Source organism: Bacillus sp. RK1064, from assembly GCF_051488405.1.
Classification (GTDB): Bacteria; Bacillota; Bacilli; order Bacillales; family Bacillaceae; genus Bacillus.
This window is the reverse complement of sequence record NZ_JBPSCZ010000001.1, coordinates 328,708-344,750: the sequence shown is the minus strand read 5'-3', so window position 1 is coordinate 344,750 and position 16,043 is coordinate 328,708. Positions and strand designations below refer to the sequence as shown.

The window sequence follows — 16,043 nt, the reverse complement described above, 5'->3', positions numbered from 1 at the left end:
TCCTCCTACTCATTTATCCTTTTTTGTCATAAACGACAAATTCATAATTGTAGGGGTTCTTTTCGTCACGATGGCCTTTTTCGCGTGATACAACCGTCCATTCGTTTTCATTGTAATCAGGAAAGTAGCGGTCTCCTTCAAACGCATGGTGAATATGCGTGATATATAGACGATTCGCATATGGCATCATTTCTTCATACAGCTTAGACCCGCCGATGATAAATAACTCTGTCTCGTTCTCCCCGATTGCCAAAATATCAGCAATGGAATGGACAACCTCGCATCCTTCTGCTTCAAAAGAAGAACTTGTCGTCAAAACGATATTACGGCGGTTAGGAAGCGCTCGTCCGATTGATTCAAACGTTTTTCTGCCCATGACAATCGTATGGCCGCCTGTGACCTTCTTAAAATACGCTAAATCAGCTGGTAAATGCCAAGGCATTTGATTATCTTGACCAATGACTCTGTCTTTTCCTGTCGCCACAATCATTGAAATCATACACTGACTTCTCCTTTGATATGCGGGTGCGGGTCATAGTTCTCAAGTACAAAATCATCGAACGTGAAATCAAAAATGCTTTTCACATCTCTTGTGATGCGAAGCTGCGGAAGCGTGCGTTCCTCGCGCTCTAGCTGCATTTTCACCTGCGGAAGATGATTCTGATAAATATGAGCATCTCCTAGCGTATGAATAAACTCTCCTGGCTCAAGATTTGTAACTTTGGCAATCATCATCGTGAGAAGGGCATATGAAGCAATATTAAATGGCACGCCTAAAAAGATATCTGCCGATCTTTGATAAAGCTGGCAGGAAAGCTTCCCGTTTGATACGTAAAATTGAAACAGACAATGACATGGAGGCAGCGCCATTTGATCAATTTCACCCGGGTTCCAAGCGCTGACGATCAGTCTTCTTGAATTCGGATTATGCTCGATATCGTGGATCAGCTTTGTGATCTGATCCACAGTCTCACCGTCCCCACTAGCCCAAGATCGCCACTGCGCTCCGTACACACGGCCCAGTTCGCCATTTTCATCTGCCCATTCGTTCCAAATCCGGACGCCATTTTCCTGAAGATATTTGACATTTGTATCACCTTTTAAAAACCACAGTAACTCATGAATAATTGATTTCAGGTGCAATTTCTTTGTTGTTAAAAGCGGAAATCCTTCCTGCAAATCAAATCTCATCTGGTAACCGAACGTGCTGATTGTACCTGTTCCCGTTCTGTCACCTTTTTCATCCCCGTGCTGTAATACATGACGGCATAACTCTTTGTATTGTTTCATTTTTTTCATCCTTTATTTATGTTCTTGTTGTAGTTTACCTTATTTCTGCTTTTGTTTAAACCAAAAAAACATGCCTGCATGATGAGCAGACATCTTTTTCTTTTTATACTTGATTCACTCGATCCTGCTCTTCGTCCTTAATATCTTGGTGTGAGTGAGCAATACGGCTAGCTGCTGCTGCGGCAAGCGCGGCGACAAGGTCATCAAGGAAGGTATGCACTTCACCTGGACGACCTTCATCTAATTCCCTGATAATACCAAATTTCTCTTTATCTAAATAACCGAAGTTGGTCAAACCGATTGATCCATATACATTGACAATGGAAAGCGGAATAATTTCATCAATACCATATAGCGGCTCGTCTGTTTCTACTAAGTGCTGCAATGGTTCTGGCAATAGCTTTTTTTCAGCCAGCTGATCAAGGGCAAGTCCTGTTAAAACCGCATGGACAATTTCCCTTTTATTCAACACTTTTTCAACATTTTCAATACAGACACTAAGTGGAAGGTTTGGATGATATTTTTCTTGAAGCTTTAGCACAATATGTGCAATATCTTCAATTTTCACTCCACGTTCGTTTAACATTTGTTTTGTAATCTGCACCATTTCGTTCATTGTATACTTTTTCAATTGGCATGACATCTCCTTCTAGTGGCTCATCCAGCTCGGCGGGGTGTTTTTGTCCCAGTAAATATTACCGAGTTCATGATGCGTCTGGAATCCATCTTCTGCTGTATGGTAGTGAAAGTTAAACCAATATCCGCTGTGTGGCGGCTGATCTCTTCTCACATGAAAACGGAGCAAATCTTCTCCAGTCTTCCGGTTGTAGATGTGGAAGATTTTTTCGCCATTTCCGCTTGAAGGCTGATCAGTTAACACAACATCTTGAAATTTTTCGTCATCTTTGAAATTTGTTAAAACATCGGTTAACACTTGTTCAATTTTCGGTTGAATCTCTTCTCTGTACTCGTCTTCAATGACAGGTGTGATTTTACGGCCGAATTTGAGAAAGGATTGATTTTCTGCACTTGATAGAACCTCCTCCTTATATTGCTCAAAGGGGTCTACCTGCTCTTTGTTGCCCTCTTGCGATAGTTCCCAGCTGCGCAATTCATCTGATGTATCATAAACCGCTGTATAAGGCGTTTTATCAGATGAAGAAAGTTCAGATGGCTTGTCTGTCATCAAAGCCGACGGAGGAGAGATCAAACCAAAAGTTGCAATTGTAAAGAGCGCAACAAGCGTTTTTCTCATCCACATCTTCATGATATCTAATTCCTTCCATAAGTTATCATACTGCTATTCTAGCATATAATGAATTTTCAGTCATTCAATTTGGTCACTGATTTGAGACTTTCTTTTTCATAATAAAACGTTTACAATGACAGTAATGACGACTAAAATTTGGGAGGAATGGGTATGCTTGAAGGGTTTTTCATCACAGCTTCCTTGCTGACACTGTTTTATTTTATCTATATGGAGATTACGGATTAAAAGCCCTTAAAAGGGCTTTTTCAGATTGTTGACAAAGGGCTAAAATAATCTTGATTTTAGCCCTTTGTCTTCTATTCAGCGTGATAGAAAACCTTTGAAGTCTAGGAAGGACGAGCACTGGAATGGAGCGAATTTGACATTCGTGAATACCGGAGCGCAGGACTGACAACGAATGCAAGGGTTTGTCTACACGCTGTAAAAGCCCTTAGTGAGGGCTTTTTTCTTTCTCAATATAACCATAATGAAATTGGGCTGTTTTTCGTTTTATGACGTGAAATTGATAGGATTCCGCTGTAAATCGTGTACTTTTCCAATGATCTTTTAAAACCACTCTTTTTCTTGCCACTCTTAACGCCTCTTGCACGGCTATTTCGTGATCAAAGTGGTGCTCTGCCGCATGACGCAGCGGCGCTATACTTGTAGATTCTTGAATCGTTTCCTCAAACATCGGATCAAAATAGACAATATCAAATGAACGGTCAGGACACTGCTTTAGCTGCTCGATACTGTCTCCACTGATCACAGATATCCGTTTCATCGCTTCATCTGCTTCTTCTATCCCTGTCTCCCATGTGTTCAGTCCTTCTCGCACTAGTAACGCCGTAATGGGATTCTTTTCTATACCGACGACCCTTCCATTCCTGCCTATCGCACAGCTTGCAGTAATAGCATCAGACCCTAAGCCAAGTGTGCAATCTAAAAAGGAATCTCCCGGCTTTAGCTGGGCTGCTTCGATTAAAGGATCCTTTTCTCCGCGCAAGAGCCGCTTCACCCTGAACATCGCTGAGCTTGGATGAAAAAAGAACTTTTCACCATTGGGCTGATACCATTCGAATCTTTCTTTCCCGACAACAAGTACATCTCCTCGTTTCATCGCAAGCTGCTTGACGGATTGTTTGCGTCTTTCTACATACTCACCATGTAAATCCTCTGCAAGAGCCTTCGCTGTTTCAATCGTTTGTTCATTTGCTCTAAAGCTTGTTGTAATGAGCATATTGTTCCTCCATCATGATCAAGAAAAAATGCCCTGATCTGATCACAGGGCATTTCAACACTTGTATTAGCAATGTTTTTCGAATGCAGTTAAGACATTTTTCATGATATCTTCCATTTCATGACCTTCAATTTCGTCACGCGGGATAAAATGAACGAGTTCATTTCCTTTTAAAAGGGCCATAGAAGGAGATGATGGCTCTTCACCCGTGAAGTATTCTCTCATTTTTGCCGTTGCTTCCCGATCCTGCCCAGCAAATACTGTGACGATTCTGTCTGGAGCTTTTTCTGCCTTCATCACAGCTTGAGTCGCTGCTGGGCGTGCTAATCCGGCAGCACATCCGCATACAGAATTAATGACAACAAATGTTGTTCCTTCAGCTTCTTGCATGGTTTGTTCTACTTCTTCTTCCGTCTTAAGTTCTTGAAATCCTGCACTTGTCAGCTCTTGGCGCATTGGCACAACGAGCTGGCGCATATATTCTTCATATGCCATTGACATAAAAAAGCCCCCTCTAAAAATCCTTATGTTGTGAATAAAGGATACTATAGAGAGAGCCAATTTTCAAATCTTCCATATCAGATTAAATTTTCATGATTCCGCCTGTATTGGCTGATGTCACAAGTTTTGAATATCTAGCAAGATAGCCAGTTTTCACTTTTGGCTCAAAGCCTTTCCAGTTTGCTTTTCTTTTTTCCCATTCTTCCTCTGGAACATCGACGCTTAAAATGCGTTGTTCAATATCAACCACGACATGGTCACCATTTTCAACAAAGGCGAGCGGGCCGCCTTCAGCTGCCTCTGGAGAGACGTGTCCAATGGACAAACCACGAGAAGCGCCGGAAAAACGTCCGTCAGTAATTAAAGCAACCTTTGGCCCAAGTCCCATGCCGACAATTTGTGAAGTTGGTGCAAGCATTTCTGGCATACCAGGTCCGCCTTTAGGTCCTTCATAGCGAATAATGACAACATGTCCTGCTTCTACTTTTCTATTAATGATGCCTTCAAGAGCTTCTTCTTGGGATTCAAATACGATCGCAGGTCCTTCGTGACGTGTGATCCCATCTTGTACCCCGCCCGTTTTAATGATGGCTCCATCTGGCGCAAGGTTTCCAAATAAAACGGCTAAGCCGCCCTTTTCAGTAAATGGCTTATCGATTGGATAAATGACGTTATAGTCTTTTACCTCATGTCCTGCAATGTTCTCACCAAGCGTTTTCGCTGTGACGGTCATTGTATCTAAATGAAGTGCGCCTTCTTTTTTGGACAATTCATTTAGCGCAGCTGTGACGCCGCCTGCTTCATGTAAATCCTCAATATAAACATCCGAAGCTGGAGCAAGTTTTGATAAATGAGGCACACGCTCAGCTACTTCATTGATACGTTCAAGTGAATATTCAACACCTGCTTCATTTGCGATCGCCAGTGTGTGAAGAACGGTATTGGTTGAACCACCAAGTGCCATATCTAATGCAAATGCGTTATCAATTGCTTTTTCAGTAACAATATCACGTGGTTTAATATCCTTTTTAATGAGCTCCATCAGTTGTTTTGCTGACTTTTTCGCAAATTCTCTTCGCTCTGGTGATGTAGCCAAAATCGTTCCATTTCCAGGAAGAGCAATTCCAAGCGCCTCTGCTAAACAGTTCATTGAGTTTGCTGTAAACATACCTGAACAAGAACCGCAGGTTGGACAGCCAAACTGTTCTAATTCATTTAATTCCTCTTCGTTAATTTTACCTGACTGGTATGCACCAACGCCTTCAAATACAGAAGAAAGAGAAATCTTTCTGCCATCACTTGTTCTACCCGCTTCCATCGGTCCACCGCTGACAAAGACAGTCGGAATATTGACACGCATCGCTGCCATCATCATCCCTGGTGTAATTTTATCGCAGTTAGGAATACAAACCATTCCATCAAACCAGTGAGCAGATACAACGGTTTCTACAGAGTCAGCAATGATTTCGCGGCTTGGTAATGAATATCTCATCCCGATATGACCCATCGCAATTCCATCATCGACCCCAATCGTATTGAATTCAAATGGGACCCCGCCAGCTTCACGAATGGCTTCTTTCACAATTTTCCCGAATTCCTGAAGATGGACATGTCCTGGGACAATATCAATATAGGAATTACATACGGCAATAAATGGCTTGCCGAAGTCCTCATCCTTTACCCCCGCCGCTCTTAGTAAGCTTCGGTGAGGTGCTCTGTCAATTCCTTGTTTAATCATATTACTGCGTAGTTCTGCCATCTGTTTAAAAAGCCTCCTATACTACAAGTCTTGTTGACTGCATGATTTTGAGTTGATTTTATTTTACAAATTTTCTGTTTATTTAGCCACCGATGAATGACTGATGACCCATATGTCTGCTGAAACTAGCGCTCAGCAAGGTTCGTGTCATAAAATCTGACCTCCAATATTCTATATTGGTACTACTATATAGAGTTTTTTCGCATATTTCAACAATATTCAAAATAATTTTTCTAAAAAAATTTTTCTGTCTATCACTTTAAGAAAAACAAGCTGCCTTTCATTGGCAGCTTGCTCATATTTCTCATCATTCTGATGCATTTTTTCTACTTTCTGTCATTTGCTTCCATACAGAGCCTTTCGCTTCTTCTCCGTGCTCAATGCGCTCAATCGCCATTTTCACTTGAAGGCTGACTTCAAATTCAGGGTCTTGCTCAGCTTCTTTTAATGCGTCAAGTGCTGTTTCGTCACCTTCTTCATAGAGGAACATAGCTGCACGCCAGCGGACAAGTTTACTCGGATCCTTTAATGCTTCGATCATTGCTTCCATAGCGCTAGGGTCACCAAGGTCTGAAATACAGTCTCCAGCGGTTCTGCGGACCGTCACAGTTTTGTCTTTAAGTCCCTTATATAATATAGGCAGTATAGCAGGATCTTCAATCATTCCAGCATTCACAACGGCTTGTCTGCGAATGGATGTTTTTGGGTCCTCCATCGCTTTCATTAAAACAGGTATATCCTTTTGCTCTGGCTGCATTTGCTCTAAATGGGCAAAACGCTTTTTCCAATCTTCCTCGCGCAGCATGTCTTCTGTTACATCATATGCCTTTCGGTTCACCTGTCTATCTACGGCTTCTTGCCCTTCTTTGACCGCCTCTGTTAAGCGGGCTAAACGCTCGTCATCATAGGCTGCTTGCAGCTCTTCTGTGACTTCCTGGCCGATATCAGCAAAGTCACCAAAACGAACGCCATGTTCTTTCCACACACGTTCAAATACGACATTGTCTGAACTGCTTCTGAGCTTTAAAATGGCTGCTTGGAAGCGTTCAGGCATTCCGAACCGCTCTTCTCTTTCACCGTCCGTTAATTTGACTTGCATCGGAATCCCATTAAACATTTGGACAAACACTTTGACTTCGCCAAATGTGTCACCGCCTGACTGCGGTCCTTCCTGAAGGCCTTCTGTTTCTTGACCAAAAGCTTCTCTCACCTGTTGTAAAATGCCCTGCCAGTCAAACTTTGCATTACGCTCGACCGCTAAGAAATCTGCGACATGATAAACACCTTTTACACCTTCAATGTTCAAAATGCGCTTGATCATCTCTGGCGCTTCGTCTTTTTGATCCTTTTTGTAGTTGTTGCTTTTACCGCCGGCAAGTGCTTCTGTCAAAATGACCTTCATGGTATTTGGACTTGGCGTCGGTTCTATCGCTGTTATTTTCATCTATACATCCTCCTTACACACATAAAGACCCTACTCATCTGTAAGGCCGCATTCTTCTTTCCACGTCTTGATAAATAAGCTCATCAATTCATGCCGCTCCTCAGCAAGCTGCTTTCCTGCAGAGGTGTTCATCAAGTCTTTTAATTTGAGCAATTTTTCTTCCATATGCTTTAGCACGGAGCCCTGCTGCATGTTCTTTGTATAGTGGGGCTCCCCTTTTGCGCCTGCATAAGTAAACACTCTTGCAATACCGCTTGCTCCTATCGCATCGAGTCTATCTGCGTCTTGAACAATGGCCCCTTCTAACGTCATAGGCCTATTCTGCTTATGTCGATGACGAAAAGACATCGTGGTAATGATATCCATGATATAACGAATATCCCGCGTATTAACTTCCCAAGAAAGGAGCTGATGCTCAAGTTGTTGCGGTGAAAGCTTCCATTCACTCGACAGCTTTTCATCAATGACATCATGAACAATCGCCGCCATTTCAATAATAAAAAGAGAGCCGCCTTCCTGATTAGCAATCTGGCGGGCAAGCTGGCGCACACGATCAATATGAGCCGCATCGTGTCCAGTCGGTTCATATTTCAGCTGATCTGAAACAAAGGAGGCAGCTGCCTCCAATTGTTTTTTCTGCATGACTGTGAGCACCTTATTTGTCCAAAAGAGCGATGATGGAGCTTTCTAATTCTTTTGGTGATGTTTTCGGAGAGAACCGCTCAGTGACTTCTCCGTTTTGATCCACGATAAATTTTGTGAAATTCCATTTCACTGTTTTCGTTCCAAGTACACCTTTTGCATGACTTGTTAAATGTTTGAAAAGCGGATGCGCATTGTCACCATTGACATCTACTTTCGCAAACATAGGGAAGGTTACGCCATAATTCAAAGAACAGAATTCCTGAATCGCTTCTTCCCCTTCTGGCTCCTGGTTCATAAATTGGTTGCACGGAAATCCTAAAATTTCAAGGCCCTTTTCATGATATTGATCATATAGCTCTTGCAATTGTTTGAATTGAGGAGTCAGTCCACATTTACTTGCTGTGTTGACAATAATGAGTACTTTTCCTTTGTAATCTGCCATTGATTGTTCCTGACCGTTAATGGTCTTGACCTGAATATCATAAATTGACATCTCATAGCCTCCTAGGATTCACTTTTTCCTATCGTAACATGCTTCTTTTATAAAATCGCTTTTTATGCCTCCTGTTAAAAGAGCCCTGTCACACTGCCGTCTTCTAATAAATCCATCTCGAGCGCCGCAGGTTTTTTAGGTAATCCAGGCATTGTCAGAATGCTTCCGGTTAAAGCAACAATAAAGCCTGCTCCTACAGATGGTTTTAACTCACGAATCGTAATGGTAAAGCCCTTAGGTCTCCCAATTAAAGCTGGATCATCCGAAAGTGAATATTGCGTTTTTGCCATACAAACCGGTAAATGACCCCAGTCGTTTTTCTCGATGGCTGCCAGCTGCTTTCTTGCTTTTGAAGTGAGTGTGACCCCGTCTGCTCCATAAACCACTTGGGCAACTTTAGATAACTTTTCTTCGATGGAATCATTTTCTTCATACAAATAGGAAAAGTGGTTCTTCTTCTTTTCAATAAGTGTCGCGAGTTCCTCGGCAAGTGCTGTTCCGCCTTCGCCTCCTTCTTCCCATACATTCACAGCTTTGACTGGATGGCCATGTGCGTGGCACCAATCTTCTATCGATTGAATCTCTTCTTTTGTATCAGTGATAAACCTGTTTACTGCGACGATGTATGGAAGACCGAAGGCTTGCACAGTTTCAATATGCTTTTCTAAATTATGTATACCTTCTAATACGGCATGTGCATTCTCTTCTTTGAGTTCAGTTTTCTTCATTCCGCCATGCATCTTTAATGCTCTGACAGTCGCCACAATGACAACTGCACCAGGCTTGAAATCACCAGCTCTTGTTTTAATGTGCAGGAACTTTTCTGCTCCAAGATCTGCTCCAAATCCAGCTTCTGTTACCACATAATCGGCTAATTTCGCCGCCATTTTGGTTGCAATTAAACTATTACATCCATGCGCAATATTGGCAAAAGGACCGCCATGTACTAGGGCCGGAGTTCCTTCAATCGTTTGAACAAGATTCGGTTTGAGCGCGTCTTTTAAAAGTAACGTAAGAACACCTTCATATCCAAGTGCTCCAACTGTGACTGGCTCGCCATCTTGATTATAGGCAACAACAATAGAAGAAAGACGTTTTTTTAAATCGGTTAAGTCTTCTGCTAAACAAAGGATGGCCATCATTTCGGAGGCAACTGTGATGTCAAATCCGTCTTCTCTAGGATACCCATTTAACTGACCGCCAAGTCCGACAACGACCTGTCTTAATGCACGATCGTTTAAATCAAGCACTCGCTTCCATACAATGCGGCGCGAGTCGATGCCGAGTTCATTTCCGTGATGGATATGGTTATCAATGAACGCAGATAAGGCATTATGTGCAGAAGTAATGGCATGAAAATCTCCTGTAAAATGAAGATTGATTTCTTCCATTGGCAGCACTTGTGAATATCCTCCACCCGCTGCACCGCCTTTTATGCCCATTGTAGGACCTAATGAAGGCTCGCGCATCGCAATGATTGCTTTTTTCCCAATTTTTTCGAAGGCTTGACCGAGGCCGACTGTTACGGTGGACTTCCCCTCACCTGCTGGCGTTGGATTGATCGATGTGACAAGAATCACATGTCCTTCTTTTTGTTCTTTTAAACGGTCAAAAATAGTCAAAGATATTTTCGCTTTTGTGAAACCATAGCATTCTAATTCTTCGTCATGTATTTGTAGCTTTGCTGCGATGTCTTGAATAGGTCTCAGCTTTGCCTTTTGGGCGATGTCAATATCTGATAAATGCTTTGTGATCATAAATAAACGGCCTCCTTTTTTTCCAGAAACAGCTTTGTTTTTGCTCTGTTTTTTATTGTAACATAATTGAAACATTGAAATATCGCCAGAAAGTTCCTATAATGAAATGAAATTAGCTTTGGTTCAGGGGGTGGCGAGTTGCCTATTAACATACCAGTTCATCTGCCGGCAAAACAAATACTAGAGAGCGAAAACATTTTCGTCATGGATGAGACAAGGGCATTCAAGCAAGATATCCGTCCTTTGAATATCGTGATCTTAAATTTAATGCCAAAAAAAATACAAACTGAAACGCAGCTGCTAAGAATGCTCGGAAATTCTCCTTTGCAAGTGTACTTTACGTTTTTGATTCCAAGTACGCATACACCGAAGAATACGTCGAGAGAGCATCTAGATGAATTTTATACGACCTTTGAATCGATTCGCCATAAGAAATTTGATGGAATGATCATCACCGGCGCACCAATTGAGCATTTAGCTTTTGAAGAAGTATCCTATTGGAAAGAGCTTCAGGACATCTTGGACTGGAGTAAAACCAATGTGACGTCTACCCTTCATATTTGCTGGGGTGCACAGGCAGGCCTATATCACCATTATGGGATTGAAAAAATCAAGCTTCCCGAGAAAAAATTTGGCGTATTTGAGCATCTTGTGAAAGAGAAAAAAGAAAGATTAGTCAGAGGTTTCGATGAAGTATACTATGTCCCACATTCGAGGCATACAGATATTAATACAGAACAATTAAAAAACACACCGAATTTGAAAGTATTGAGTATCTCTGAAGAAGCGGGTGTTTGTTTAATTGTTTCAGATGATGATAAACAAGTATTTTTAACTGGACATCCTGAATATGATACGGACACATTGAAGCAGGAATATGAAAGAGATTTGTTGAAGCATGATACAGTCCAAAAACCTGTCCACTATTTTATAGAAGATGGTGACACATTAGTCCCAGTGAATCGCTGGAAAGCCCATGCCACTTTACTGTTTATGAATTGGCTCAATTATTATGTTTATCAAGAAACACCATACGTTTGGGAATAAAATAGACTGTGGTCTGATGATAAATGGTCAAAATGTGTTAAAATACAAATGGCTCTGTCTTCCATTATCAATTTAGTCTCGTTGTTTTTTAAAATTAGTTTAATTCTTTCGTAACGAATGATATGCTCTGGCTGTTTATATGTTATCTTTATGTATATGTAGACCTATGAGATTAATAGTTTTCGTACGAAGTTTTGTTGTTGTTGATTACATTTGAGGTGAATATTCTTGAATACCAATAAAAAAATATTAATCTTGACCGCAAATTATGGAAATGGACATATGCAGGTGGCTAAAACACTGTATGATGAATGCAAATCCCAAGGGTTTGAACATGTTGTAGTTTCTAATTTGTATCAAGAATCAAATCCCATTGTGTCGGAAGTGACTCAATATTTATACTTGAAGAGCTTTTCCATTGGGAAACAATTTTATCGCTTGTTTTATTATGGTGTAGATAAAATTTACAATAAACGCAAATTTAACATTTATTTAAAAATGGGAAATAAGCGTCTTGATGAACTCATTCAATTACACAATCCGGATATCATTATTATTACATTCCCGATGATTGTTGTTCCAGAATACCGGAACAAAACAGGCAAAGTCATCCCGACATTTAATGTCATGACAGATTTCTGTCTTCATAAGATTTGGGTACATGAAAACATCGACCGGTACTATGTTGCAACCGATTATGTGAAACAAAAATTAGTGGAAATCGGCACACATCCAAGCGATGTCAAAGTGACAGGCATTCCTATTAGACCACAATTTGAAGCAGACGTGCCAAAATCGAAGATTTATAAAAAATATGGATTATCATCAAACAAAAAAGTTCTTCTGATTATGGCCGGTGCTCATGGTGTACTGAAAAATGTCAAGGAATTATGTGAAGCGCTGCTTCTAGACAGTGAAGTACAAATTGTTGTTGTATGCGGAAAGAACGAAGCGCTGAAACAATCACTGAGCGATCTTGAACAAGCACATCCAGATCAATTGAAGGCGCTTGGATATGTGGAACAAATTGATGAATTGTTCAGAGTAACAGATTGTATGATCACAAAACCAGGCGGCATTACTTTAACAGAAGCAACAGCAATCGGTGTTCCGGTCATTCTTTACAAGCCTGTCCCTGGACAAGAAAAGGAAAATGCACATTTCTTTGAAGATTATGGTGCGGCCATCGTCATCAACAGACATGAAGACATTTTAGAATCTGTGACCAACTTGCTGCAAGATGAAGAAAAGTTAGAAGTCATGAAACAAAACATTAAAAAACTGCACTTAAAGCATTCTTCTCAAACCATTTTGGAAGATATCGTTGAGCAATCAGATCTCATCACGAATAACAAAACGTATGCTCGTGCATTATCATAAAAAGGTGTCCGTCATTGACGGACACCTTTTTCTTTATCCTTGATTTCCATTTGTTGTGTACACTTCTTCAAACGGCTGCACGACAACAAAACCGCTTCCGCTAAATTTCATTTGAATAGACTCTCCGCTTCCTCTGCCAATAAAGGTTTTGAATGAAACATCTGTCACAAATTCAGTTTTTAAATCCCCTGACCATGCAACTGTCGCGTTCGGATCTGTATATACAGAGTCACCCGGCTGAACAATCAATGTGAGCGGCTCATAATGACTCGTAATCGCAACAAGGCCTGGTCCTTCTAATTTGACATTAAATAAACCGCCTGCAAGCATGCCCGACACTTTTTTCATCAATTTGATATCCCAGCGCACTGACGGTTCAAATGCGAGCAGATCATTCCCATTCACAAAAATGGAATCCCCTTGAGCCAAACGAAGAATTGAGATTTTTTTGCCTTGATCTGCCACATATAATTTCCCATCACCTGTTGCCTTCATGAGTGAAGTGCCTTCTCCCGACAGCATTTTTTTGAACATCTTTGAGACGCCATGTTCAAAAACGCCCTCGCATTCAAACTTGATTTTGCCTCGGTACGAAACCATGGAACCTGTTTTTGCCCAAATGGTATCAGTCAAATTAATTTCTAAAAGTCTTGATGTTTCAAGTTCGAAGACCCCTTCTCCTTTATCTTCCTGCTGCGTATTCTGAACAAATTCTTCAAGTGTATAACGATTCATGATAGCACCTCTTCCTGTATTTTTTTTATATACGGACAAGGTGTGCATAAAGTTTCAGAAAATGGGGACGTTTTAGCTATTATTGTTATTCGCCAAAAAAAATCAAATATTCTGCTCAAAATTTGGCTCTTCCGCTTGACGCTTTACTTTTGATGGTGTATAGTGGAACCATCATTTAACAACTGCAAAGTCGTTAGGTGATGAAAATTTTTTTTAGTATGCCAAAAGGTATGCTACAGTACTAGGAGGAAAAAGCAATATGCAAAACGGTAAAGTAAAATGGTTCAATAATGAAAAAGGTTTCGGCTTCATTGAAGTTGAAGGCGGAGACGATGTATTCGTTCACTTCACAGCTATCGAAGGTGACGGCTACAAGTCTTTAGAAGAAGGACAAGAAGTTTCTTTTGAAATCGTTGAAGGTAATCGTGGACCTCAAGCTGCAAACGTAACAAAAATCTAATCAACTAAATCAATGATGTAAAGACAAAATAAAGAGAGGCCTATGCCTCTCTTATTTGATTTTCAGCTGAATTTCAATCGCTAAAATATTTTGCTTCAGTCGTTGTTCAATTTCAGAGATATCTTTTTCGAGAAAAGGTCTTCCCTTCTTTGCTACATCTACTAGTTGCTCTAGATCGCTGTACACCTCTTGAAATGTTCGATGTAATACCGTTTCGAACTCCTTATTATTCATACCGGCCTTCCCCTTTTCCTCTAATATCCGTCACTTAGTCAAAAAGTAACTCAACCAAAACTTTCTATAGTTATATCGGCTCATTTTTCAGAATATGTTCTTTTTTTACACATTCTATTCGTTTTTTTTCATGAACGGATGTTTGAGCAGGGAAAACCGGGGCGTCCGCTTACTTTTTGAGCAGCGTCTGTCCATATTCTTTTATTTTCTCTCCAACGGTGCATTGCTGTATACAAAAGGAATGGGCATATTTTTTGCCAAATTCTTTCCGAAAATGCTTCTTAATCAAACAATCTGAACAATACGTGTCTTGAAGATCGGTCAATTCTTGTACTGCTGTTTTTTTATCCACATTATTCAGCTCCGTCTGCTTCTAATTTCAATGTACTTTCGATTGGGACGTCTGCAAGAATCTGTCTTGCAAGCTGATCCGCTTCTGCATTTTGTTTCCGATCGATGACTTCATAGGTTGGCGTCAGCTTCAGCTCTTTTAAAGCCGCTTCAATTCGGTCAAGCCATTTGTTATGTACATCATCATAACAAGGCCATTCTCCTTTAAACTGATTCATGACAACAAGTGAATCTCCTCTAATCGTGACAGAATTTCTGCTTGCCCCTAGGTCTTTTAAAGCTTTTACTGCCTCAAATAAAGCCGCATACTCTGCTTCATTATTGGTGCTCCCTTGGAAAGGCTGATTTTTTCTCAATCGATAAGCGTCTTTTCCCAGCTTATAGTAGACGACAACTCCAAGACCAGAGTCGCCAGTTTCTTTATGAAAACTTGCATCAAAATAGACTTGAAGCTGATCAGGTTCAAGCTTTAGTTCTTCATTTAGCTTTTCAAGCTCTTTTATGGACCACATGGCCCCTTTTTCATCTTCAAATGACAGGAGTGACTGTGGTTCTTTTTTGCCGATATGTTTTGCTAAAATCAAGGCCTCATTTAGCTCCATCCAATCTTCTTGGAAAAAAGCAATGGACCCAATTGATTTCACTTTCATTGTGTAGTGTGCTCTTAATTTCATTGATCACATCGCCTTCCCGTGCTTTTAAGGTAAACATACGTTATGCTATAATCAAAAAGTTACATTTTACAATGAGAAAGGAAGTTCATGTCACTTGTTTAATGAAGGTATTTGGATCTTATTTGCGATCATTAATTTTATCATTGTTCTTCTATTTTATAAAGGATTTGGCAAGATGGGCCTTTTTGTCTGGATTGGCTTTGCGACGGCTGCCGCAAATTTACAAGTTGTCAAAACCGTTGAATTATTTGGCTTAACGGCAACACTTGGAAATATTTTGTACGGCAGTGTGTTCTTTGCAACGGACGTATTAAATGAAAAATATGGACAAAATGAAGCGAGAAAAGCTGTCTGGATTGGCTTTGCCACCCTTTTAACACTAACTGTTGTCATGCAGGAGGCTTTGCTTTTCCATCCCGCTCCATCTGATATCTCACAATCATCGCTGGAAACGATATTTGGCTTTATGCCAAGGGTTGCACTTGGCAGTCTTGCTGCTTATATCATCAGTCAAATGCTAGATGTTTATGTATATTCGTTTATTCGCCGGATATTTCCTTCCGATGGTGCGCTCTGGGTGCGCAACGCGGGAAGTACGATGATTAGCCAGCTTCTTGATACACTGATTTTCACGACCATTGCCTTTCTTGGCACGTATCCATTTCATGTATGGATTGAAATCTTCATCACGACATATGTCATTAAATTTATCGTAGCTGCGATTGCGACACCTTACGCGTATGCAGCGAAAAAAATGGTTCCGCTTGATGAAAGGGTGAAATAA

Annotated in this window: 19 protein-coding genes; 4 read left to right on the top strand and 15 right to left on the bottom strand. The window is 40.8% G+C overall.

What is annotated here, in order from left to right:
* Positions 1-13: 13 nt before the first annotated feature.
* From folA to ACSSTM_RS01895, 11 genes are all read right to left on the bottom strand, one after another.
* Positions 14-499: a type 3 dihydrofolate reductase gene (gene folA, locus ACSSTM_RS01945; RefSeq protein WP_034660981.1), complete on the bottom strand. Its 486-nt coding sequence runs from the start codon at positions 497-499 to the stop codon at positions 14-16.
* Positions 496-1,290, bottom strand: coding sequence for a thymidylate synthase (locus tag ACSSTM_RS01940; protein ID WP_064497497.1), 795 nt, complete (start codon positions 1,288-1,290; stop codon positions 496-498). The genes folA and ACSSTM_RS01940 overlap by 4 nt, the downstream gene beginning before the upstream one ends.
* 103 nt (positions 1,291-1,393) lie before the next feature.
* Positions 1,394-1,921, bottom strand: a complete 528-nt coding sequence (locus ACSSTM_RS01935) for a phosphatidylglycerophosphatase A family protein (RefSeq protein ID WP_034660983.1) — start codon at positions 1,919-1,921, stop codon at positions 1,394-1,396.
* 18 nt (positions 1,922-1,939) lie between these two features.
* Positions 1,940-2,557, bottom strand: a complete 618-nt coding sequence (locus ACSSTM_RS01930; RefSeq protein WP_034660985.1) for a YpjP family protein — start codon at positions 2,555-2,557, stop codon at positions 1,940-1,942.
* A gap of 433 nt (positions 2,558-2,990) precedes the next feature.
* Complete coding sequence (locus tag ACSSTM_RS01925; protein WP_106037920.1) at positions 2,991-3,779, bottom strand: class I SAM-dependent methyltransferase; 789 nt, start codon at positions 3,777-3,779, stop codon at positions 2,991-2,993.
* A 66-nt stretch (positions 3,780-3,845) separates the two neighbouring features.
* Positions 3,846-4,280: a BrxA/BrxB family bacilliredoxin gene (locus tag ACSSTM_RS01920; protein WP_034660988.1), complete on the bottom strand. Its 435-nt coding sequence runs from the start codon at positions 4,278-4,280 to the stop codon at positions 3,846-3,848.
* Positions 4,281-4,362: 82 nt separating this feature from the next.
* A complete protein-coding gene (ilvD, locus tag ACSSTM_RS01915) occupies positions 4,363-6,039 on the bottom strand; it encodes a dihydroxy-acid dehydratase (RefSeq protein WP_012010311.1) in 1,677 nt (558 codons plus the stop codon).
* Between the two features lie 307 nt (positions 6,040-6,346).
* Positions 6,347-7,483, bottom strand: coding sequence for a conserved virulence factor C family protein (locus tag ACSSTM_RS01910; RefSeq protein WP_034660989.1), 1,137 nt, complete (start codon positions 7,481-7,483; stop codon positions 6,347-6,349).
* A 30-nt stretch (positions 7,484-7,513) separates the two neighbouring features.
* Positions 7,514-8,125 (bottom strand): HD domain-containing protein, encoded by a 612-nt coding sequence (locus tag ACSSTM_RS01905; protein WP_034660990.1) that lies wholly within the window; start codon positions 8,123-8,125, stop codon positions 7,514-7,516.
* Positions 8,126-8,138: 13 nt separating this feature from the next.
* The gene (locus tag ACSSTM_RS01900; RefSeq protein WP_034660991.1) at positions 8,139-8,621 is read right to left on the bottom strand and encodes a glutathione peroxidase; all 483 of its coding nucleotides are present in this window, start codon (positions 8,619-8,621) and stop codon (positions 8,139-8,141) included.
* Between the two features lie 74 nt (positions 8,622-8,695).
* Positions 8,696-10,378, bottom strand: coding sequence for a formate--tetrahydrofolate ligase (locus ACSSTM_RS01895; protein WP_034660993.1), 1,683 nt, complete (start codon positions 10,376-10,378; stop codon positions 8,696-8,698).
* 138 nt (positions 10,379-10,516) lie between these two features.
* Between ACSSTM_RS01895 and metA the strand changes: the two genes are divergently transcribed.
* Both metA and ACSSTM_RS01885 read left to right on the top strand, forming a co-directional pair.
* Positions 10,517-11,425 (top strand): homoserine O-acetyltransferase MetA, encoded by a 909-nt coding sequence (gene metA, locus ACSSTM_RS01890; protein ID WP_034660994.1) that lies wholly within the window; start codon positions 10,517-10,519, stop codon positions 11,423-11,425.
* Between the two features lie 228 nt (positions 11,426-11,653).
* Positions 11,654-12,805, top strand: coding sequence for a diglucosyl diacylglycerol synthase (locus tag ACSSTM_RS01885; RefSeq protein WP_034660995.1), 1,152 nt, complete (start codon positions 11,654-11,656; stop codon positions 12,803-12,805).
* Between the two features lie 33 nt (positions 12,806-12,838).
* Here ACSSTM_RS01885 and ACSSTM_RS01880 read toward each other — a convergent pair whose 3' ends face one another.
* Positions 12,839-13,540, bottom strand: coding sequence for an AIM24 family protein (locus ACSSTM_RS01880; RefSeq protein ID WP_437403966.1), 702 nt, complete (start codon positions 13,538-13,540; stop codon positions 12,839-12,841).
* A 259-nt stretch (positions 13,541-13,799) separates the two neighbouring features.
* Here ACSSTM_RS01880 and cspD point away from each other — a divergent pair, with 259 nt between their 5' ends.
* Complete coding sequence (gene cspD / locus ACSSTM_RS01875; protein ID WP_003215784.1) at positions 13,800-14,000, top strand: cold-shock protein CspD; 201 nt, start codon at positions 13,800-13,802, stop codon at positions 13,998-14,000.
* A 51-nt stretch (positions 14,001-14,051) separates the two neighbouring features.
* Here the strand turns inward: cspD and ACSSTM_RS01870 are convergent, their stop codons facing one another.
* The 3 genes from ACSSTM_RS01870 to ACSSTM_RS01860 form a co-directional block, all read right to left on the bottom strand.
* Positions 14,052-14,234, bottom strand: a complete 183-nt coding sequence (locus tag ACSSTM_RS01870; RefSeq protein ID WP_003215507.1) for a hypothetical protein — start codon at positions 14,232-14,234, stop codon at positions 14,052-14,054.
* A 169-nt stretch (positions 14,235-14,403) separates the two neighbouring features.
* The gene (locus ACSSTM_RS01865; protein ID WP_003215998.1) at positions 14,404-14,586 is read right to left on the bottom strand and encodes a zinc-finger domain-containing protein; all 183 of its coding nucleotides are present in this window, start codon (positions 14,584-14,586) and stop codon (positions 14,404-14,406) included.
* A gap of 1 nt (position 14,587) precedes the next feature.
* The gene (locus ACSSTM_RS01860; RefSeq protein ID WP_106037923.1) at positions 14,588-15,259 is read right to left on the bottom strand and encodes a ribonuclease H family protein; all 672 of its coding nucleotides are present in this window, start codon (positions 15,257-15,259) and stop codon (positions 14,588-14,590) included.
* Between the two features lie 94 nt (positions 15,260-15,353).
* Here ACSSTM_RS01860 and ACSSTM_RS01855 point away from each other — a divergent pair, with 94 nt between their 5' ends.
* Positions 15,354-16,043 carry a queuosine precursor transporter gene (locus ACSSTM_RS01855; protein ID WP_095285309.1) on the top strand — a complete coding sequence of 230 codons (690 nt, stop codon included), beginning with the start codon at positions 15,354-15,356 and terminating at the stop codon, positions 16,041-16,043.